Genomic DNA, 20328 nt, shown 5'->3' on the forward strand with positions numbered 1-20328 from the left:
CAGTCGACATCAACCCGTTCTTTTGTCCGTTACTCTGCCGCCTCGATTTCCGGCTGGCGGATCATCGGCTTCAGAGATTCCTTGGGGCGCTGGGTCTTCTGGACCTGCTGGTCGATCCAGGCATAGGTCTTGGCGATGCCGCTCGCGAGCGGCTGCGATGGGCGCCAGGCGAGCTTCTCGAAGATCAGCTTGTTGTTCGAGTTGCGGCCGCGCACGCCGAGCGGGCCGGGGATGTGGCGCGGGGTGATTGTCTTGCCGGCGATCTCGGCGGCGATCGCCGCGAGGCGGTTGATCGAGACCATTTCTTCCGAACCGATGTTCACCGGTCCCGCCCAGTCCGAGCGCATGAAGCGGATGGTGCCTTCGAGGCATTCGTCGATATAGAGGAACGAGCGGGTTTGCTCGCCGTCGCCCCAGATCTCGATCTCGCCGGGATTGCCGGCCTGCGCGACCTTGCGGCAGATCGCCGCCGGCGCCTTTTCCTTGCCGTCGTTCCAGGCGCCTTCGGGCCCGAAGATGTTGTGATAGCGCGCGACGCGGACCTCGAAACCGTGATTGCGGGCGTAGGCGGCATAGAGGCGCTCGCTGAACAGCTTTTCCCAACCGTACTCGCTATCGGGTGCTGCCGGATACGCATCGCTCTCGGCAAGGCCCGCGTTCTCGGCCTCGAGCTGCCGGTATTCCGGATAGATGCAGGCCGACGACGAGTAGAAAATGCGAAAACTGTTGCGGCGGCGGCAGGCCTCGAGGATGTTGAGGTTGATCTGCGCCGAATTGTGCATCACCGAGGCGTCGTTCTCGCCGGTGAAGATGTAGCCGGCACCGCCCATGTCGGCGGCGAGCTGATAGACCTCGTCGAAGCGCGTATCGACGGCTTCGTGGCAAACCGCGAGATCCCTGAGATCGCCGACGATGAAATCGTCGGCCTGGGTCGGGCTGAAGCGGGGATATTTGAGGTCGACGCCGCGGACCCAGAAACCTTCCGCCTTCAGGCGCTTGACCAGATGGGACCCGATGAACCCGCCTGCGCCGCAGACCAATGCCTTCTTCATACGCTGCTCCTGACCAATCGTAGTTTCTTTGTTGACGATGCGTTCTGGCTCGCACCGAAATCTTCGAGCAGCTGCGTGCATCGCTCACTGTCGCCGACATCGACATGGAAGTACGAGCTCGACTTGCGCTGGTCGCAGAGCAGGTGAACGTCGGATTCCGTGGGGCCAATGAACATCACCGGTAGATCGGAATCGACGCAGGCATAGACCTTGGACGGCAGCACGTAGCCGACGAACGCGTTCTTCAAGGTGATGAGATGCGCATCGGGCGTCCTGAGCAGCGAGGCGAGCTGATCCAGCGGCACGAGATCGGTGCGGATGTAGGGCACCTTGGCCGCGTCGAGCGCCTCGGCGACGGTCGCGGCGCCTTTCCCGATGGCGTTGAGCCAGAGCAGGACCGTTCCCGATCCCTGCCTGTAATGCTGGATATAGGCGTTGACGAATGTCGCCGTGTCGTGCGCGATGCCCCAATTTCCCGAGTACAGCAGCAGGAACTTGCCTTCGGTCTGCGCCGGGCGGGCGAGCGGCGGCGTGTCCGGACCGATCGCTATCGGGGAGGGATCGCGCTTCAGGACGATGCGCTCCTTGCTCACCCCGATCTCGCCGAGCCGCATCGCCTGGTCATGGCCGAGCACCTCGAAGGTGTCGACCCGGCGGCGCCAGAACAGGGTGAGGGTGAGGACGAGCTTCAGGAACAGGCTGGCGCTGCCGCGTTCGGCGATCGCGCATTCGGGATGGAAATCCGTGATGCGATAGATCAGCCGCTTGCGCAGCAGCGCGTTCAGCGGTGCGATCCAGTGCAGGAACAGCGGCGGGCTTCCGGTGAAGAGGACCGAGTCGGCCTTCCGGATGTAGGGCAGGGCGGCCCGCAACAGCTTGGTGTTGGTCGCGACCGTCCAGCGGATGCGCGCTGACGTCTTTGCCTTGTCGTAGGCCGGGACCGGCACCTTGACGATCTCGAGCGCGCCGCGCTCGAAACGTTCGATCGAACTGGTCGCCTCGCCGGAGGTGAGGCCGACGAGCGTGACATGCAGGCCGCGGTCGCGCGCGAGCTCGCGGGCGAACAGCACGGAATATTGTCCGACCGCGCCAAAGTCGGGCGGAAGCCAATCGCAGATGTAGACGAGGCGGGAGTCGGACATGATGGCGGCGGGCTGCTCAGTGATTTCGTGCGGTGAGGTGGCGGTCAATTGGCAGCCCGAAGTCATTGCCGCTCGGGGCTTGGTCCAAGCCGCGCCCGGTCAGACACGATGCGCGTCGCGTGCGCATATCGGGGCACTCGGGTGACATAACATTTAATCCGAAGGTTGATGTGGCAATTTGTGATTGAAGTTATGATGTTAACATGTCGCCTTCACGACGCGCGACGATCCGCGCCATGGACGACTGAAGGCGCGGTGATTCCGTGAGTTCCAGCCTTACGCCTGCGATTTTTCCAGCTCGCGCCATGCCTGCGCGATTGCGTCGTTCTCGACCCTCTCGCCGAACAAGATCATCGGAACGGTGCCGAGCATGATCTTGAGGTCGAGCATGAAGGACATGTTCTTGACGTACCACACGTCGAGCGCCGCCTTGTCGGTCGGCGAGATCGCCCGTCCGCCCTTGATCTGGGCCCAGCCCGTCAGACCCGGACGGACCAGGAGCCGGGCCGAATAATCCGCCGGCTGATCGATCGGAAGCAGTGGACGTGGCCCCACGAACGACATGCGGCCCATCAGGATGCTGATCAGCTGGGGCAGCTCGTCCACCCGCGTCCGGCGCAGCGCATTGCCGATCGCGGAGATGCGCTGCGACTCCAGCCTGCGGCGACCTTGCGCGTCATGCGCGGCGGCCATGGTGCGGAACTTGAAGACCTTGAACGGCTGGGCGCCGAGCCCGGGACGCTCCTGCCAGAACAGCACCGGAAATCCTACGTCCACGATCGTGACGATCGCGACGAGGCCCATCAGGGGCGCCAACATCACCAGCAGCAGCGTCGCCAGGACGATGTCGAGGAGCCGCTTGACGGTGCGATAGGGCGAACTCGCGAGGCCCTCGTTGCTTTTTGCGTTGAATGCGTAGGTCTGCGCCCGCGTCTCCGACGCATTGTCGCCGCGCGCCACTTCGGGGCTCGGACGTTCCCATGCGATCTTCTGGTCGAGGAATTCCAGTGGGATCGCGTTGGAAGCTTCGAGCGCAAACAAGGCCTCCCGGGCCTGGATCGACAGCTCGCGCAGCGGAACCGCGAGCGCGATCCGCGTGATGACGACGCCGTGCACTTCGAGCGTACGGACCACGTCGGCAACGTCTTCGGGGCTGCCGAGCACGCGATGCGACAGCAGCGAGAGGCCGCGGCGAGCCTGGGCATCCAGGAGGCCGACGACGCGCACGCGATCGCGCGCATAGCGGGTGATGCAGTGCAGATAGAGTTCGGCGAGCTCGTTGACACCGACGAGGAGGACGGATTCGGCAGCAGGGACGATCACGTCACGCGGCCAATCGCGCGGCGAGCGCCGCATGTGCCAGAGCCGGCTGCCGATCCGCGCCCCGATCATCAGCGTGACGGTGATCAGAACCTGCAGCAGCGGCAGGGCTCGCGAGACCCCGTCGAGCCGGTTGGCGATGAAGGTCAGTACGGCGGCACCGGCTACGATCGCGATGACCGCAGCGACGATGTCACGATAGTTCTGTGGAGAGCTGTAACGCCACACCGCCGTGGTGACGCCGGACAATGGCAGCACGATCGCGGCTGTGGAAATCGTGAGAAGTCCGTAGGGGATCAGAGCCAGAAGATGATCGCTCGAAAACTCGAGATTTTCGCGGAGCACCGACGAGGCGACCAGCGCGATCGACACCAACGCCAGATCCACCAGCAGAATGCGCAATGATCTCATGGCAATATACCGTCTAATCCCTTGTCATTTAATAGATATTCGCCGCGTCAGCAGGTGCTCCGGGCGGCTGCTTCACGGTTAACATTCGATTAACATTGGTCTGTGACATCGGGGCGACATCACAACATCAATTAGAAAGAGGTTCACAGAACACGTGGAGTCGTCGTGGCGGTGCATGTCGCCGAAAGCCTCGGCAGGCGCAGATTTGCGCGACCGGCGATGCCGCATGCGCAGCGACGTGCGTCACGAGGTTCGATGACGCTGTGATGTGCAGGCGATGCTCTCATGTCATCGTAACATAATATGACCTGGTGTATCCCGTGCCCGCGTTGCCAGGACCGAAAGCGTGCTGGCAATTGTGAGGTGCGTGCCCGGGGCTCGCGCATAACGTTCCGCGTAACACACGCGCCGACGCACGAAGCCGTGCGGCGAGCGTCAGAGGAGACGGGTGGGCAGATGACCGCGATCCTGGGGCTGAATTTCAATCACGCCGACGCATCGGCCGCGCTGATCCTGGACGGTAAGGTCGTCGCCGCCGTCGCCGAAGAACGCTTCGCACGTCGCATCAAGCATGACCCGTCGTTCCCGGAGAACGCGATCAGGTCCGTCCTTGCGATCGGCGGCGTGAGCGCCAAGGACATCGATTTCATCGCGGTGCCTCGCGATACCCAGCAAAATCGATTGAGCAAGGCGCTGTATGTCCTGCAAAATCCCTGGCAGGGGGCGCAGGCGGTCGCTGAGCATCTGCGTCGCGCCAATGCCGAGAAGGGAACTGCCGACCGGGTTGCGGAAGCCTGTGGCGTGGCGCCTGGCTCGCTTCGGGCCAAGGTCGTCAACGTGGAGCATCATATCGCGCATATCGCGAGTTCCTATTATTGCTCGCCGTTCGAGGGCGTTACCGCCGGCTTTTCCTTCGACAGCAGCGGCGATTTCGTCAGTGCGATGGCGGCGCGGTGCGAGGGCAGTCGCATCGAGGTGCTCGATCGTGTGTCGCTGCCGAACAGCCTCGGCTTCTTTTACACCGCCTGCTGCCAGTACATCGGCTTCGACGGCTTCGGCGAGGAATACAAGGTCATGGGCCTTGCCCCGTATGGGGAGAACACCCACGCGGAGTTCATGCGCGACCTCGTCAGCTCGCCGGACGACGGCTGGTTCCGTCTTGCACCCGGATGGTTCGGGATGCATTCGGGCGGCGAGAGCGGCGGAATGGACGAGCGCAACGCGATCGTGACGGGCACGCTCTACACCGACAAATGGATCGAACCGCTCGGCCCGCCACGCAAGCGCGGCGACGAGCTGACGCAACGGGAACGCGACATTGCCCGCTCGTGCCAGGTGCGGTTCGAGGACGTCGCGATGGATTGCTTCCAGAAGCTTCACGATCGAGTTCGCAGCAACCAGATCGCCTATGCCGGCGGATGTGCGCTCAATGGCGTGGCGAACGCACGCCTGCTGCGTGATACCCCGTTCGAGAAGGTCTATCTCCAGCCGGCCGCATCCGACGACGGCCTGTGCATCGGGGCTGCCATGTGGGCCTGGCACAACGTGGCCGGCAGGTCGGAGCGCTTCTACATGAAGCACGCTTATTGGGGCCCGGAATATTCGGACAGCGTCGTGCGTAAGGCCGCGGAAGCGTCCGGCTTCCCCGTTCATCAGGTCTCCCGCGCCGAGCTCCCCGAGGCGGCAGCCCGGCTGATCCGCGCGGGTCTCGTGATCGGCTGGTATCAGGGCCGGTCGGAATGGGGGCCGCGCGCCCTCGGCAACCGTTCGATCCTCGGCGATCCGACCCGCTCGGACATCAAGGATCTCATCAACGCCAAGATCAAGCGCCGCGAGCTATTCCGTCCCTTCGCGCCGACCATCGTCCGGCACGAGGTCGGGAAGTATTTCGAGCAGGACGTCTTCAGTCCGTTCATGATGCACGTCGTGAAAGTGCGTCCCGAGTGGCGCGATCAGCTCCCCGGCATCACGCATGTCGACGGCACCGGCCGTCTCCAGAGCATCGAGCGCGAGACGAACCCGCTGTACTTTGACCTGATCGAGGCGTTCGGACGGCAGTCCGGCATTCCGATCGTTCTCAACACCAGCTTCAACGAAAACGAGCCGATCGTCGACACGCCGGAGCAGGCCGTGAGCTGCTTCGTGCGAACCGGACTGGATGCGCTGTGTCTTGGGAATTACATCGTCGCAAAGCCGGAGCATGAGGCGCTCGTGCGCGACGTGTGTAGGTCGCAGGAAGCTGCGGCGACTTGATGCTCCGTCATGCGGCTCGATCTCCTTTGCGGAGGCAGGGCCGCCTGCGTCGGTACCGACGATATGTGAGCATCGCCGCGAAGCAGCGTTAGCGACAATGAGGAATGATGGAATGTCACTGGAAAAGATTCTACCGAGCCTTCGTTGTCCGGTGAATGGAGACGAACTCACGCGCCGCGGCGATCTGCTGATATCCAAATCCGGCAGGGAATATCCGATCGTTCGTGGCGTTCCCGTGCTGCTGTCTAATACCGACGACCCGACGCTGTGGGTCGTCAAGGCGTCCTACGAGGCGGCGCGCAAGCATCCCGAGGATCCATACCAGGCCGAGACCGTGGCTGTGCTGCCGCACGAGTTGCCGGCGCTGAAGGAGCGTTTGCGTCGCGCGGGCGAGGAGAAGGTCGATCCCGTCATTTCCTTCTTGATGATTGCCACGAATGGCTACTTGTACGGCGATCTCGCTGGAACTCTCCAGGAGGTGCCTATCCCGCAGATCCGCTTGCCGCAGGGTGAGGGCCTGTTGCTGGACATCGGCTGCAGCTGGGGGAGGTGGTCGGTTGCGGCCGCACGGAAGGGATATTCGGTCGTCGGTATCGATCCATCGCTGGGCGGCGTCCTGGCGGCCAAACGTCTGACGCAGAAGCTGGGGCTCGACGTGACATTCGTGGTCGGCACTGCGTTGCGGCTTCCCTTCGCCCCCGGCACGTTCAACCACATCTATTCCAACAGCGTGCTGCAGCACTTCTCCTACGAGAACGCCGAGCTCGCTGTTCGCGAGGCTGCGAAGGTCTCTAAGAAGGATGCGTCTCTGCTGATGCAAATGCCGAACAAGTTCGGCATCCGTTGCCTCTATCATCAGGCGCGGCGCGGATTCAGGTCCGGCACCGGCTTCGACGTTCGGTATTATTCACCCGGATATCTCCGAAACCTGTTCGCCTCGAGCTTCGGCCCGAGTGAGCTCAGCATCGACGGCTTCTTCGGGCTTGGCGTTCAGGCATCTGATCGGAAGTTCTTGCCGCTCTCGAAGAGGTTGGTCGTCGACGCATCGGAAGCCCTGCGCGGTGTGTCCAGGGCGCTTCCCGGTCTGCTCAACGTTGCCGACAGCCTCTACGTGAATTCGCGCCGCGCGGCCTGACCGCGTGCAGGCTTCGCCGGGCCGATCGCTGGTGGGAGCGGCGGTCAGCAATGTCGACGGCAATGCCAGTTATGGCGTTGCCTTTCACAACATCGCCTTGGCCGTTTCGATTGTCCGACCGTGAGCCATCGCGATCTCGGAGAGCAGGCGGCCAAGCTGCCTGGCCGGGATGCCGATCTCGAAGCGGCGCAAGAAGCAGTCGCGGGCGGCCGCGCCCATAACAGTCCTTGCGGACTGAGGCATCGAAACGAAGCGCGCCAACATGTCGCAGACGCCGGCGGCGTCATCCGTTGCGATCAGTCCGGCGGCGTCCGACTTGACCTCGCGCCAGATATTGACCTTGTCGGTAATCAGGACCGGCTTGCCGGCCGCAAGCGTCTCCGCGACCGCAACACCGAAGTTCTCCTGATGCGACGGCAGCACGAAAGCATCGCAGGCGCGCAGGGCGCCCCATTTGACGTCGCCGAACACCGCGCCCGGCCAATGGATACGACGTTCAATGCCGGCCGCTCGTGCCTGGGCCTCGAGTTGTCCCCGCCATCCGATCTGATCCGGGCCCGCGATGACGAGATCAAGTTCGGGATGCTCGGCGGCGATCCTGGAAAACGCCGTGACCAAGAGGTCGCAACCTTTCTTGGGATGGATACGACCGAGAAACAGCAGGAACGGCCGGTCGCCGAGAGCAGGTAAGGATCCGCGGAAGGCGCTGATCTGCTGCTGGCAATCCCCCTGGATGTCCGCAGTGCCATAGCCGACGATCCGCTCGCGGACATGGTAGGGCCAGAACGTATTGCGGGCCCGTATCATTTCGTCTTCGGTGGTGAACAGCACGGCGTCTGCATTCTTCAGCAGCGGGCCCTCGGAGAAGGCCCAGAGCGCCTGCTTCATCGCATGCTTCAGGCCTCCGCGCGCCCATGGATCCAGCATGCCGTGGGCAAATACGACGTAGGGAATGCAGGATCGTGGCAGAACCTGCCGCGCTCCGAAGCTCGAATGATTCCAAAGTCCGTTGACGACCGCGATGTCGTAGTCGCCGGCATGCGCTCTGAGCCACGGCGAGAATTTGGGCGCATAGCCGTAGTGGGTCCACAGCCAGTTGAAAGGCCCGGATGGACGGCTCAGCATGCCGCTCCCAACTGCGAAGGTCGGCACCGGACATTCGCGGACCCAGGGGTCGTCCGGGCCGTCGAGGCTGACGATGTGCGTGTCCATTCCGTACGCGCGCCGGGCCTCCGCCTGGCGCAACAGGCCCTCGATCGCCCCGCCGCCGCGAGGGTCGACCGATGCTATGATCTCGAGAATGCGCAATGATGATTTCATTGAAGGCTTCACATCCGGATATGATGCATACGACATATGGATGGATAAGCGATACCAAAATGATCGCTGCCGTATGAAGGATTGCGCCGAGCGGCGCTCCCGGCACGGCCGGATTCATCAGACTGTCAATGAGGGCTGCCATCACGGTGCGCTGGCAACACTTGCGGGGGTCGCCGGGAGCATCGCGACGGACGGGCTGGGGCCGCGCAAACCGGCGGGATGGCTGGGCGGTTTGCCGGCAAAAGGATGCGATGATGAGCGACGCAATGACACCCAACGCACGGGTCGGGTCGGCGCCGGTACGGCAATCACTTTCCGTCAAGGAGACGGTCCTCGCGATCTGGCAGCGCACCACGGGTCCGAAGGGACAGCAGGCGAATGCCGATCTTCGCCACATAGGGATCGGCGTGAGGCGGGTGGTTCGTTTGCTGGATGAGATTGAATGGTCGCTGGGCAAGAGGATTCCGATTGGCACTGCGTTGAGACTGGGCACGCCGGACGCCATTGCGGAGGCGATCGCGACGGATCGGTGGCCCGAGCCCTCGCCGTTGCTGCTGCTGAAGGATGGCGACGATCGCCCGCCGCTCTATCTGATTGCCGGCGTTCGCGGGACTCTGTTTGAAGTCGTCGCGCTAGCGCGGGCGTCGTCATCATTCCCCGGCAAGATCTGGGGTTTTCAGCCGCCCGGCTTCGAGGGCGACACACCGCGTTTCGAGTCGATTGAGGCGACGGCAGCCTGGTACGTCAGGCACCTCGCCGGCGATCACGCCGAGCCGGTCAATCTCGTTGGATACTCGATGGGCGGCGAGATCGCGATCGAGATGGCGAGGGCCCTGCGCTCGGACAATCGAAAGCTTGGATTGGTCGGCCTCATCGACACCAACGTCGTGGAACGACACTGGTCGTTGAAGACACGATTGCGATACGTGGCCCGGCGTTCGCAGTTGCGCGTGTTGGGACTATTCGAGGCGCCGTCGGAGCAGCGCTGGCAGACACTGCTCAATATCGTGCGCCCGCTGATCCGCCGCCTGATAGGCCAATTCACCTACGGTGCCGAATTCACGCGCTATTACGAATCCTCACTCGACGACAGGATCAAGGTGGTCAAGGACCTCGCGCTCGTCGCCTACGAACGCTACGTGCCGCCCGTGGTCGATTTTCCCGTCGTGCTGTTCAAGTCGTGGGAGTCGGCCAAACGGGATCTCGTCGATCCCGTCGAAACATGGCGGCCGAAGGTGCCGGAGCTCGAAGTGGTCGAAGTCGACGGGAACCACGCCAACATGATCTTCCCGCCTTTCGTTCACGGACTGGCAGCCGAGATTTCCATCCGCCTGTCGTAAGGCGCATGCCGTCTGGAATACGTCCATACGGTCCGCGGCCCGGCGTCGCGCGGCCGAATGGCTGGCTTGATCCTGCGCGGCCGAACCACGCATGTGTCCGAGGAGAACAAAAAAAATGCACCCGGCCGAAGCCGGGTGCACATGCCTCGTTTGAAGGAGGCCTTGAACGGCAGATCAGGCGCCCTGCTTGCTCGAGCAGCCCGGGTTGCTCGGATCACCGGCATTACCCATCATCGACGGGCCGCCCGTGATGAGCGGGATGATCGGGTCGCGCCAGGTGTTCGGGATCGCCGAGAAGCCCTGCGAATTGAGGATCGCAGTCGCGGCCGCGTCGTAGTAGTGGAACCCGATGTAGTTGAACAGGTTCTGGAACGTGCCAGCGCCGAGGCCACTGTCACGCGTCTGGCTGTAGCACTGGTACATGTCGAGCCAGGTGAAGCCAGCGATCGGGTACGAATTCGGCGTGGCCGGGTTCGGAACCTGAGACTGCGAGCTCCAGTTCAGCGGGTTGGCGATCGCATTGGCGTCCGGCAGGATCGGGTTGACGGCAGCCATCGAGTTCTTGATGCGGGTCGGCGACGGCCACTGGAAGGCGCCCGTGTTGTTGTCCACGTCATACTGCGACTGGACGTTGGCGACCTTCATGCCGGTCGAGAGAACCGGCTGCGAGAAGTCAGTGGTGGAGTAGCCGATCGCACCGTTGTTGCTTTCGATCGCGGTCTTGACGCCGCCATTGGTGTTGCCGGCGATGAAGGTGCCGCCGCCGGGATTGTTGTTGAGAGGCTGAGCCGGCGAGCAGGTGTCATTGGTGAAGTCCGGCCAGTTGGTCAGGTTGCTCGCGCGGTAGAGAGCGTCGGGGCAGGCCGCGTTGGTGCGGTCGCTGAACCGAAACTCCCACGAGCGGGTGGACGGGGTTGCACTGAGCGCGTCGGTCGTGTTGAGCGGGCCAGTGACACCCTGGCACTGCCGATACAGGGCATTGACGAACAGGAAGTTCGTGCCGCTGCCGTCGGAGCGGTGCACGACCTTGATCGCGCCGGTGCCGAGCTGAACGTTGTTGTTTGACTTCTTCAGCTCGGGGTCGTTCCAGGCGGTGATGTGGCCGGTGAAGATGCCGCACAGCGCCTTGCGGGTCAGGTTCAGACCGGAGTAGTTGCCCGGATAGCCGAACGTGGCCTTGTCGGCGGTAGCGCCGGCCGGAACCGAGTTCTGGATGTTGAGCGGCGTGCCGTTGCCGTCGTTGCCGTTGAACGCGATCACGACAGCGCCAGCCATGGCCGGCATCTGAATGATATTGCCGTACTTGGCCTGGTTGCCGGAGTTGACGTAGTTGGTCGCGTCGGTCGCATTCCAGACGTCGTCGCTGCCGACGAACTGCACGGACGGATAGCCGTACTTGTCGGTCCAGCCGGGAATCCAGCTCGAGACGATCGGCAGGTGAACGGCGGGCGCAGCACCGAAACCGGTCGCGTTGGAAGAGCCGTCATGAGCGATCAGCGCGCGCTTGCCACCGCCGGAGCCAACCGGAACGTAGAGGATCTGCATGAACAGGCCGCTGAAGTCGCCAGTCGCGCTCGGGCACGACGGGTGGATCGGATAGGCGGGCTCGAACGCACCACCGGGGTACGGCCAGGTCGGGCCGCCGGGGTTACCGTCGACTTGCACCGAATGGCAGTCAAAGAGATAGCGATACACCGGTGCAGGGAACGACGCACCTCCCGCGTAAACCAGCTGAGCTTGAGCCGGCGCAGCCAGGCCGCAAGTGCCGATGGCAGCCGTGGCCAGCAAATACGCTTTCCAGTTTCTCATTAGAGACTCCTGTTCAATTTCTAAGCTCCCGACCTTTTCCCCCAACGGGCATCGTATCGGGCGCGGCGGACCCTAGTCAGGCTTTGTTATGTTTTAACGTTACATTTGTGAACTCGATAACATCATTTATCGATGTGCAGGACTCCTTGCGTTTTCACCGCGCTCGCGTGCGCTGTCGTGAAATTTTCGCGGTGGCGCTGAAAGCAAAACAACGTCGCATTCGCCTTGCCTTGCTGCGAATCACGCTGCGCCGGCGTTCGCAATTTCGTGCGATGCAATTGCTGCGGCTTCCGATTTCCGCATTGCGCCGGCAACGTCGATCGTGAGCGAATAACATAACGGGAGTTGATGGTCACAAATCATTCTTCTCCGCATTATATTAGCGTCAGGCTTGGATCATTACAGACGCATCCTGGTCATGCCGAGCGGGTACGACCGGCTGCAGTTGCAGCGGCATCGCGTTCTGCCGCGCAGCCCGCGATGATGCATTTCGAAATCTGATCGAGGGTATGATGGTTCTCTGTCGTGGTCGCCGCCAGCAGTCGTCTGGTGTGTATTCTCGAATGGTAGTGGGACTCGCAGTCGCGACGAGCCTTTGGGCCGCGAGCGGATCCGGCTATGCACAGTCAAGCCAGACGGTCGTCGCCAAGGTCGGCGACCTGATCATCGCGAAGGTTGACGGCGTGGTGATCGACGGCCGCGACTACGAATTGGCCCAGCAGATGTTTGCGCACGACTTGAAAGGACTGGATGAAAAGGCGCGTCGCGACTTTCTGGTGCAGTACCTCATCGACGTCGCGTTGATGTCGAAGGATGCGCAGAAGAGGGATCTGAAAGTGGATGAGGCTGCCCTGCAGCGCAATTTCGATTTCCTGCGCAAGAAGGCGCTGATGGAGAGCTGGCTGGGCACCGTCGCGCAGTCTGCCATCACGGACGATTCGGTTCGTGCGGCATACGATCAGGTGGTCAAGGACACGAGCGAGCCCCAAATCCGCATGCGGACCATGCTCTTCAAAGTCGACGCGACCAACGATGAAAAGGCGGTCAAGACCGCAGAGGACCGTGCCAATGAGGCCGCCGCCCGCGTCAAGAAGGGCGAGGAGTTCGCCAAGGTCGCCGAGGAGATGACGGGAACGTCTCTGCCGGCCACGCTCAAGGAAGTGGGCTACTTGGATCGCCAGCAGATGAAGCCGGAAATTGCGAAAGTCGCGTTCGCGACCGAGGTCGGAAGCACGACAGCTCCGATCAGGACCGAGCAGGGCTGGGAGGTTCTCAAGATCGAGGACAAGCAGGCGCGCAAGCCGCTGGAATTTAACATCGTACGGGAAAAGTTCGCCGTGGTCGTCGGGCGGAAGGCTCAACTAGCGGCGATGGAGAAGCTGCGGGCGGACGCGAAAATCGAGCGGATGGATAGCCTCGAGCAGCCGCAGGACCAGGCCGCCAAGACGCCGAGTGAAGACGCCAAGGTGAAGGCGCCGAACTAACGGCGCATCGCGCGGTCGCGCCGAACAGTGCGGGTAGGGACGATTAGACCGGAGCGTCAGCGGTTTCGGTCGATCGTCCCGGAAGGATGCGGAAACAGGAATTGCCAGTGAAGGCACGGTTGTCGGCGGCCGCCAATATCGGCCTCCTGTTCGGCGGATACGGCTTCGGACAGGGAGCCGTGTTCCTTGCCCAAACCTGGTTGATAGCCGTCGGCGAGTATCGTTTGCTCGCGTCCTTCGGGACTCATTTCCTGTTTGCCGTGCTTGGCAGCCTCGTCGTCGATGCGGGCTCGAGCACCACGCTGGCGCGCCACGCGGCGTCATCTTGCCGCGAGACCGGCGCTCAGGATCTCTCGAAAGCGTTTTGGGACACGACCGTATTTCGTTTGCTTCTTGCGCTCACTCTGGCCGTCGCGGCGAGCATCTATGCATTTGCTTTCGCGCCAGACGGATTCTCCAGCAACTATGCGCTCTCCGCGGCGCCCGGCCTGATGTTCGTCGCCTGGAATACGGCCGGATTGCTGGATGGATTCAAGTTCAGCGGTATCAGCGGAATGAGTGCGGCATTCCCTTATGCAAGTTCGGCTCTCGTCCTGGTTATCGCTGCCAGACACGCCTCGCCGGATGCCGCGGGCGCCGCTCTCGGCGCCGCTTTTTCGGCTGGATGCCTGCTGATGGTTGCGACGCAGTGGATTGCGCTCGGCAATCTCGGCTGGCGGCCGCATGCGCGGACCACGACGTTGAGCGGCCTGCGGAGGGCAGCGCGGGAAGGTGGGGCCATGCTCTGTGTCCACTTGCCGGCACAACTCTATGGCCGTGCGCAAGTGGTGTTGAGCGCGGCTTGGCTCGGTGCCGAGACGACGGCTCTCTTTCTCTACGCCAAGCAGATAATCACGGGAGCTCTTCAGGTCATCGCATTCGTGCAACGGGTCGAATTCCCGACCTTGGTTGCTTGCATGTCCGGTCATAACGAGAATCCGTTGGCGACGGTCTTCCGGGCGCAGAAATTGGTGGCCGCTACGGGACTTGCCTTCACGGCGGCGGTGTCGACGGCAGGACTGGTCGCGGCACAATTCCCGGAGAGCCGGTTCAGCGCGGTCGCACCGCTCCTGAGCGCGTTTTCACCGGCAATCCTGACTGTCACCGCGGTGATCATGATGATGCAGGGGTTGGCCGCAAGCGGGGCCTATGAGGGTCTTGCACTGGATATCGCGATCTTCCACCTCGTCGGGGTTGCGGCCAGCTACGTCCTGCTGGACAGCTTGGGCGTATACGCTTTCATCGCGGCCGACATCGTATCGACCTTGCTCGGCATCCTGCTGCTCGCGCTGCGGCTGGGGAGATCCAGGCAGCGGGTTGCGGCGATGGGGCCGCAGCCGTGATTGCGGCAGCCGATGCAAGGTTGCGCAGCCTCGCCGGCAAGCCTGCGGCGCTGCAAGGACATCGGCTCGTCGCCTCTGCGACGGTCCTGAGGCTGACCTTCTTCGTCGGGTACTACGCTTTGAACGTGCTGTTCGCGGCGGACAAATTCGTCGCAGCGCTGACGTTTCCATCGTTCTTGATCTGTTGCTACAACATCTTGCGAATACGACGATCCTGCGCGAGCGTAGAGGACATGCTTTGGCTGCTGATGTACGTGTTCTTCGTGATCGCTCCCTGCCAGACTCTCAGGTTCGGGCATTTCGAGAACGAAGGACCGGTCACCGGGTTCTTTTTCACCAACGGCGAGATCGCAATGGCGTTCGTCGTCGTCTTCGTCTTCCTCCTGACCGCTACCGTAACGCGCGTCCTGGTCAGGCGGCTCGTATCGGCGTCGGAGCCCGTGCGCTATCGGTTGAAAGACAATGCGCTGCCTGTGCTGCTCGTGCTCTGCGTGCTCGGTTTTGCCATGTTCGTGGTCGCCCAAGGAGGCATGGGAAACGTCCTGGCGGATCGATATTCCAAGGAACTGTCGGACAACGGCGCCATGGGAACGGCAGGCGCCTCCGCGCTGGCATTGCAGATGGTGGCCTGCCTCTTGATCTGCGTCCACGCGAAGTTCATGCCTTACCGGCAAAATGCCCGCCCGGTGGTCGTCGCCATTTCGACCTCACTTGCGCTCGCCATGCTCTTTATTGCCCAGAATCCGTACAATACGGCGCGGTTCTATTTCCTGATGGCCTGGCTGCCGATCGTTCTGGTCTTCATCTCCGGCAGACTCGGCATCAAGACGTTCTATCTGGGCGTGCTGGTCGGCCTCGTGGTTCTCATGCCGATGCTCAATCTCACGTCGAGGTCCGGCGCCTCGCTTGCCGAGGCCGTCGAAGCCGTCGACTTCTCGAGCGTGCTCACGATCCCCGGCCTCGATGTGCTTGACATGCTCGTTTACGAAGTGCGCTATCTGGAGCTGTCGGACTTTTTCTGGGGGACCAAGACGCTGGGCCTGGTGTTGTTCTTCGTGCCACGCAGTCTCTGGCCGGGGAAGGAGACCATTCTGGCCAGCGACATGGGGCTTGTCCTGGCCGACCTCGGGACGGCCGGAACGCCGAACCTGTCGGGCTTCGTTGCGGGCGATTTCTACGCCGATCTCGGCATCGTCGGCGTTGCCATCGGAGCGTTATTTGTGTCGTTCCTCCTCACATTCTTCGGGATCAAGCGAGCGGTTCTCGTTCACGGGCTGGATCTGCGCGCGTTCGTCTTCATGGCGTCGGCGCCCATCCTGGTCCGCGGCTCGCTCGGCTCGGTGGTTGGGCTGACATTCGTCGAAATGATCATCCTGGCAGTGCTGACGCGCGTCATGTGCCGACGGTCGTGACCGACCGCCGCGGCAACGCAACGATCATCTCTTGATCGTGTGGATGTACATCATCTCGCCGTTGAGGTTCGATCCACTCGCGAGAGCAAACCAGATGCGGTTGATCGCGATGCGGAGCGGAAAGAAGCGATATCCTGCCGCCTCGTCGACATTGCGCTCGGTCTCGTAGCTGTAGGTCTTGCCGCCCTTGCGCCCCGCCGTCGCGCTGAACATCAATCGTCGCGCCTGCAATTCCCATGGCGTGAACGAGCGTACGCCCGCGAGTTTCAACGGTCCCAGCCGCTCCAGCATTCCGGTCAGCGTCGTGCCGGTGAAGAAGCTGACATGCTCATGCGGGATCCATTTCGGGAATTGTCCGCCGAGTACTTTGACGACATTCGAGGCGAAATTATCGGTGCCGATGATGAGCGAGCCGCCAGGCTTGAGATGCTCGCATATCCGCAAGACGAACTCGCGCGGTTCAGGGATGTGCTCGATCACTTCGAACAGGGTGATGATGTCGAAGCGGTCTTCGGCCGCGAGATCGTCGAGGCTGCGATAGGTCTTCAGCCCAAGCGTCTTGGTCGAATAGTCATATTGTGCCCGCGACAATTCGACCCCGGCGATGCTCGCGCAGTCGCGCGCCTTGTCGAGCAGGAAGCCGTATCCCGAGCCGACGTCCAGCAGCGAACGGCCAGAGAGCTGCGGGCAGAACCGGCGCAGCACGTTGATGTTGATGGTCGCGTTGACCCGTTGCCCATCCATGTGGCGCTGGTCGTGATAACCGTCGATGTAGAATTGATCGATGGCCACGGCCTGCATCGTTTCGCGCGAGAACATGAAGTCGCATGCATTGCAGTGCGCAACTCTGATGCCGTCGAGCATGAGGTGATCGCCCAGATCGTTGGAATGACACAACGGGCAAACGTCCTTGGTTTGGAATCGACGAGCGGCGACATTCATGGGATCTGGCCATTCCTGGAGTCTGGTCGCGGTGTCGCACGTCGACGACATCGCTCGTGCTTTTGCCCAACCAGCGGCATTCCGTGGCGCGAAGACGACCGCGAAGCCGCCGATCTGGTCGCGCGACCAGCTTCTATCACACGCGGGATGACAATCATATAACCAGTAACATGCCATGAGATTGCGGGGATCACCTCGTAGCGAACGCGGCATGCGGTCACGGCTCGCCGCCGGCAGACCCAGATCGTTCATGCGGCCAAAAAGGAGGTCAACCCGCCCGACAAGCGCCTCGAGATCGTAATAGAAAATGATATCATGTATAACATAACTTGCGGGAGCGGATGTAAAATAGCGATCTCGTTGTTGCGATTTCGCCGCCATGTCACGGCGCTCGTCTAATGATCGTACCGATCGGCGATCGATGTCCGCGGGTCGTTCTGCATTGAAGGGCGTGGCCGCGCAACGGCTGGGAGACGTGTATGGAACAGCTCGAGTCGATCTCCGGATATACCTTTGACGATGCCGAGCTGAACGGATCGCATGACATCCTGCTGCCGTGCCTGCTTGCCGTGCTCGATGAGCGGGGCGGGAAGGGGACCCGCGTGATGGATCTCGGATGCGGCAACGGAGCGGTCACCGAGCTGCTGCATCGTCGCGGTCATTCCGTCGTCGGAGTCGATCCCTCCGAAACCGGCATCCGGTATGCGCGGCAGAAATATCCGCATCTCCAGATCGACCGCGGCTCGGCCTACGACGCCATGGAAAAATATGGCCAGTTCGACTTCGTCGTGAGCCTCGAGGTCGTCGAGCACCTTTACAACCCGCGCAAATTTGCCGCCACCGTTCATAGTCTGCTCAAGCCGGGCGGCACCGCGATCATCAGCACGCCCTATCACGGATACTGGAAAAACCTGACGATGGCGGTTACGGGCAGGCTCGACCACCATTTTACTGCCCTGTGGGACCATGGGCATATCAAGTTCTGGTCGTACAAGACCCTTCGCCAGCTTCTCGAGGAAGCGGGTCTGCACGACGTGGAATTTCATCGCGTCGGCCGCATCCCCCCGCTGGCGAAATCGATGCTCGCCGTTGCCCGTAAATAGAACGCGCCCGCGATGTTTCGATCGGTCTGCATCGCATTCGCGCTGATCGGACTGACGGTTGCGGGCGCAGCCGCGCAGCCGCACGTGTTCTGGTACAACGATCCCGTCGGTCCGGATGAGACAGTCATCGTCACCGGCTCGCAGCTGGACGCAGTCAAGGCGATCAGCATCAGCCGCGTTCCGGGCGGCGCGTCGGGGCAGGCAGCCGGTCCGCGGTCCGTGGAGTTGATCCAGCAGGACGCGCAATCCGTGAAGTTTGTCGTTCCAAAGGAATTTGCTCCGGGAATCTACCGCTTCACATTGGCTTATCCGGAAGGCGAGGTTTCTCTCCGCCTCAACAGGCCGGCGGTCTATTGGGTGCAGGCGAGCCTCGGCGACACGGTCTCGCCGGGCGAAACGGTGCGCGTATTCGGGCGCAACATCGTGCGGCAGCCGGATCGCGCAAAGCTCGTTCTGCTTCCGGAACGTGCGGGCCAGCCGGTCACGTTGACGTCCGTCGCAGGGAGCCTCTGGCACGGAGGTTTTCGTCTTCCGGACACGGTTGCACCGGGTGACTATCGCTTGCGCCTCTCGAACGGCGACGGCGACGAAGATGATTTCGTCGACGCCGGACGCATTCACGTCGTTGCCGCCGCCGCGGAGAGACGGTCGATTTTCAACGTTCGCGAATATGGTGCATTCGGCGATGGCATCATAAACGCGTCGCGGGCAGTCAAAGCGGCGATCAGTGCCGCCCAACAGAGCGGCGGCGGGATCGTCTACCTTCCGCGCGGGCGGTATTTGATGACGGGGCCGCTCCTGATCCCATCCAATGTGACCCTCAGGGGCGAGCGCACGGATCTCGTCAACCTGGTCTGGCAGGACGTGGAGGATCCACCGGAAGCGCTGATCGCCGGTACGTCGCATTTCGCCATCGAGGATCTGACGATCTACGCCTCCAGGCACGGCCACGTCGTGGTTGGTGGCTTTCTGAACGGTGTGCCGATTCCGAGCGCATCGGACATCGCCGTTCGTCGCGTGCGCATTCGCGCTTCGGCCTTTCGCGGCCACATGTCTCCGGAGCAAACCTTTCAGCGGATGCTGAAGATCGACCGGCAATACGGCCAATCGCTGGATACGATTCGTCTGACGGGCGACAAATTGACGGTGACCGATTGCGATGTCGTCGGATCGGGCCGATCGCTCTACTTGTTCAAGCCGAGCAACACCGTCATATCCGGCAATGTTTTGAACAACGGCAGGTTCGGGTGGTACTCGTTCACTGGCGCAAATCGCATCATATTCGAGAATAACACCGTCACGGCGGCCGATCTTCAGGGCACGGGAGGGTCGATCAATACGCTTTCGCCCGACGTCACCGGTTCGGAAAACGTGTTCTTCGCCAACAATGTGTTCAAGGCGTTATACGGCTGGGATCGCGAAGCGGTGTCGAGTGATGGAGGCGGCGGCTTCTATTTCGGTCCTGCCTCGAGTGTCGCGCCGGACCGGCTATCCTTGCCGGGGCCGGCGAATGAGCGCGTGATCGCAACGACCTGGGTGGGCGCCGTGGTCATGGTCGCGGACGGGCGGGGAGCCGGCCAATTCGCGCGCGTTGCGGCCTTCGACCCGGCCGGCAACGATAGGCCGATGTCGGTTGCGCTGGACCGCAAGCTCACGGTCGAACTCGATGCGACGTCGGTCGTCACCGTAGTCCAGATGCATCAGAACTATCTCATCGTCGACAACACATTCGAAGACGTCGGCGTTGCCGCGCAGTTCTATGGCACCGGCTTGAATCACGTGCTTGCCGGCAACGTCGCTACGAGGACCGGAGGGTTCTTCGACCGCGCCCTGATCTATCACCACTTCCAGCCAAGCTGGCAGGTGCAGATCCTCAACAATCGAATTATCGAAGGCAACGCATACCAGGCTGGGCCTGATCGCACGATTGCGTCCGGCGAAGCCTTGATCGCCGTTCAGGCGGTACGACCGCCGGGCATGTTGAAGCAACCGCCACTGGTCCGTGCCGTGGTCGTGCGCGGCAACCATATGGACAACGACGCTCATATCGAGGTGACCGGCGTAACGCCGGTCTTTCCGGGCGTGCGTGACGTCGTCGTGGAGGACAACGTCATTGGATCGTCGCGCGTGGGCCTGGTCATCGACCGCGGCGTGCTGCTGGCGACCGAGCGGCGCAACACGGTCAACGTCATCGAGAGGTGACTCTCCAGCGGACCGGTCCGG

The 20328-nt window shown here is 62.2% G+C and carries 16 protein-coding genes; 9 read left to right on the forward strand and 7 right to left on the reverse strand.

Annotation, left to right across the window (positions count from 1 at the left end; translation table 11 throughout):
• Positions 1 to 29: 29 nt before the first annotated feature.
• The 3 genes from BRAGE_RS48415 to BRAGE_RS51635 all read right to left on the reverse strand — a co-directional run bounded on the left by BRAGE_RS48415 (position 30) and on the right by BRAGE_RS51635 (position 3925).
• A complete protein-coding gene (locus BRAGE_RS48415) occupies positions 30 to 1052 on the reverse strand; it encodes an NAD-dependent epimerase/dehydratase family protein (RefSeq protein ID WP_051377838.1) in 1023 nt (340 codons plus the stop codon).
• Positions 1049 to 2194, reverse strand: coding sequence for a glycosyltransferase family 4 protein (locus BRAGE_RS0111740; RefSeq protein ID WP_141263012.1), 1146 nt, complete (start codon positions 2192 to 2194; stop codon positions 1049 to 1051). Before BRAGE_RS0111740 ends, BRAGE_RS48415 begins: the two co-directional genes overlap by 4 nt.
• Before the next feature lie 276 nt (positions 2195 to 2470).
• A complete protein-coding gene (locus BRAGE_RS51635; RefSeq protein ID WP_084334367.1) occupies positions 2471 to 3925 on the reverse strand; it encodes a sugar transferase in 1455 nt (484 codons plus the stop codon).
• Between the two features lie 456 nt (positions 3926 to 4381).
• Between BRAGE_RS51635 and BRAGE_RS48420 the strand changes: the two genes are divergently transcribed.
• Together BRAGE_RS48420 and BRAGE_RS0111755 are read left to right on the forward strand one after the other, a co-directional pair.
• Positions 4382 to 6178: a carbamoyltransferase family protein gene (locus tag BRAGE_RS48420; protein ID WP_027559750.1), complete on the forward strand. Its 1797-nt coding sequence runs from the start codon at positions 4382 to 4384 to the stop codon at positions 6176 to 6178.
• A gap of 112 nt (positions 6179 to 6290) precedes the next feature.
• Positions 6291 to 7313, forward strand: coding sequence for a methyltransferase domain-containing protein (locus BRAGE_RS0111755; RefSeq protein ID WP_159073929.1), 1023 nt, complete (start codon positions 6291 to 6293; stop codon positions 7311 to 7313).
• An 84-nt stretch (positions 7314 to 7397) separates the two neighbouring features.
• Here BRAGE_RS0111755 and BRAGE_RS0111760 read toward each other — a convergent pair whose 3' ends face one another.
• Positions 7398 to 8633, reverse strand: a complete 1236-nt coding sequence (locus BRAGE_RS0111760; RefSeq protein ID WP_231164047.1) for a glycosyltransferase — start codon at positions 8631 to 8633, stop codon at positions 7398 to 7400.
• 128 nt (positions 8634 to 8761) lie between these two features.
• Here BRAGE_RS0111760 and BRAGE_RS0111765 point away from each other — a divergent pair, with 128 nt between their 5' ends.
• Positions 8762 to 9973 carry an alpha/beta fold hydrolase gene (locus tag BRAGE_RS0111765; protein ID WP_084334363.1) on the forward strand — a complete coding sequence of 404 codons (1212 nt, stop codon included), beginning with the start codon at positions 8762 to 8764 and terminating at the stop codon, positions 9971 to 9973.
• A gap of 174 nt (positions 9974 to 10147) precedes the next feature.
• On the opposite strand, the gene BRAGE_RS48425 is transcribed toward BRAGE_RS0111765, so the two are convergent.
• Together BRAGE_RS48425 and BRAGE_RS54465 are read right to left on the reverse strand one after the other, a co-directional pair.
• On the reverse strand, positions 10148 to 11782 hold the full coding sequence (locus BRAGE_RS48425; protein ID WP_084334361.1) for a substrate-binding domain-containing protein: 1635 nt from the start codon (positions 11780 to 11782) through the stop codon (positions 10148 to 10150).
• Between the two features lie 122 nt (positions 11783 to 11904).
• Entirely contained in the window at positions 11905 to 12138 is a 234-nt protein-coding gene (locus tag BRAGE_RS54465; RefSeq protein WP_141263014.1) for a hypothetical protein, read from the reverse strand.
• Between the two features lie 153 nt (positions 12139 to 12291).
• On the opposite strand from BRAGE_RS54465, the gene BRAGE_RS0111775 reads away from it, so the two are divergent.
• The 3 genes from BRAGE_RS0111775 to BRAGE_RS0111785 all read left to right on the forward strand — a co-directional run bounded on the left by BRAGE_RS0111775 (position 12292) and on the right by BRAGE_RS0111785 (position 16060).
• Positions 12292 to 13266 carry a peptidylprolyl isomerase gene (locus BRAGE_RS0111775; RefSeq protein ID WP_084334359.1) on the forward strand — a complete coding sequence of 325 codons (975 nt, stop codon included), beginning with the start codon at positions 12292 to 12294 and terminating at the stop codon, positions 13264 to 13266.
• A gap of 107 nt (positions 13267 to 13373) precedes the next feature.
• On the forward strand, positions 13374 to 14648 hold the full coding sequence (locus BRAGE_RS0111780; RefSeq protein ID WP_028146265.1) for a hypothetical protein: 1275 nt from the start codon (positions 13374 to 13376) through the stop codon (positions 14646 to 14648).
• Positions 14645 to 16060, forward strand: a complete 1416-nt coding sequence (locus tag BRAGE_RS0111785) for a hypothetical protein (protein ID WP_028146266.1) — start codon at positions 14645 to 14647, stop codon at positions 16058 to 16060. Before BRAGE_RS0111780 ends, BRAGE_RS0111785 begins: the two co-directional genes overlap by 4 nt.
• Before the next feature lie 24 nt (positions 16061 to 16084).
• On the opposite strand, the gene BRAGE_RS55800 is transcribed toward BRAGE_RS0111785, so the two are convergent.
• Positions 16085 to 16852: a class I SAM-dependent methyltransferase gene (locus tag BRAGE_RS55800; RefSeq protein ID WP_159073928.1), complete on the reverse strand. Its 768-nt coding sequence runs from the start codon at positions 16850 to 16852 to the stop codon at positions 16085 to 16087.
• Between BRAGE_RS55800 and BRAGE_RS55805 the strand changes: the two genes are divergently transcribed.
• From BRAGE_RS55805 to BRAGE_RS0111800, 3 genes are all read left to right on the forward strand, one after another.
• On the forward strand, positions 16838 to 17164 hold the full coding sequence (locus BRAGE_RS55805) for a hypothetical protein (RefSeq protein WP_159073927.1): 327 nt from the start codon (positions 16838 to 16840) through the stop codon (positions 17162 to 17164). The two genes, BRAGE_RS55800 and BRAGE_RS55805, sit on opposite strands and share 15 nt — an antisense overlap.
• Before the next feature lie 317 nt (positions 17165 to 17481).
• Positions 17482 to 18105 (forward strand): class I SAM-dependent methyltransferase, encoded by a 624-nt coding sequence (locus BRAGE_RS0111795; protein WP_027559742.1) that lies wholly within the window; start codon positions 17482 to 17484, stop codon positions 18103 to 18105.
• A gap of 12 nt (positions 18106 to 18117) precedes the next feature.
• Positions 18118 to 20307, forward strand: coding sequence for a glycosyl hydrolase family 28-related protein (locus tag BRAGE_RS0111800; protein WP_027559741.1), 2190 nt, complete (start codon positions 18118 to 18120; stop codon positions 20305 to 20307).
• The last annotated feature ends 21 nt before the right edge of the window (positions 20308 to 20328 follow it).

Source organism: Bradyrhizobium genosp. SA-4 str. CB756 (genome assembly GCF_000473125.1).
GTDB classification, from domain to species: Bacteria; Pseudomonadota; Alphaproteobacteria; order Rhizobiales; family Xanthobacteraceae; genus Bradyrhizobium; species Bradyrhizobium arachidis.

Excerpts from the sequence above, each read along its gene's own strand:
- BRAGE_RS48415 (WP_051377838.1), bottom strand. The coding sequence starts at position 1,052 with ATGAAGAAGGCATTGGTCTGCGGCGCAGGCGGGTTCATCGGGTCCCAT.
- BRAGE_RS0111740 (WP_141263012.1), bottom strand. The coding sequence starts at position 2,194 with ATGTCCGACTCCCGCCTCGTCTACATCTGCGATTGGCTTCCGCCCGAC.
- BRAGE_RS51635 (WP_084334367.1), bottom strand. The coding sequence starts at position 3,925 with ATGAGATCATTGCGCATTCTGCTGGTGGATCTGGCGTTGGTGTCGATC.
- BRAGE_RS48420 (WP_027559750.1), top strand. The coding sequence starts at position 4,382 with ATGACCGCGATCCTGGGGCTGAATTTCAATCACGCCGACGCATCGGCC.
- BRAGE_RS0111755 (WP_159073929.1), top strand. The coding sequence starts at position 6,291 with ATGTCACTGGAAAAGATTCTACCGAGCCTTCGTTGTCCGGTGAATGGA.
- BRAGE_RS0111760 (WP_231164047.1), bottom strand. The coding sequence starts at position 8,633 with ATGAAATCATCATTGCGCATTCTCGAGATCATAGCATCGGTCGACCCT.
- BRAGE_RS0111765 (WP_084334363.1), top strand. The coding sequence starts at position 8,762 with ATGAGGGCTGCCATCACGGTGCGCTGGCAACACTTGCGGGGGTCGCCG.
- BRAGE_RS48425 (WP_084334361.1), bottom strand. The coding sequence starts at position 11,782 with ATGAGAAACTGGAAAGCGTATTTGCTGGCCACGGCTGCCATCGGCACT.
- BRAGE_RS0111775 (WP_084334359.1), top strand. The coding sequence starts at position 12,292 with ATGATGGTTCTCTGTCGTGGTCGCCGCCAGCAGTCGTCTGGTGTGTAT.
- BRAGE_RS0111795 (WP_027559742.1), top strand. The coding sequence starts at position 17,482 with ATGGAACAGCTCGAGTCGATCTCCGGATATACCTTTGACGATGCCGAG.
- BRAGE_RS0111800 (WP_027559741.1), top strand. The coding sequence starts at position 18,118 with ATGTTTCGATCGGTCTGCATCGCATTCGCGCTGATCGGACTGACGGTT.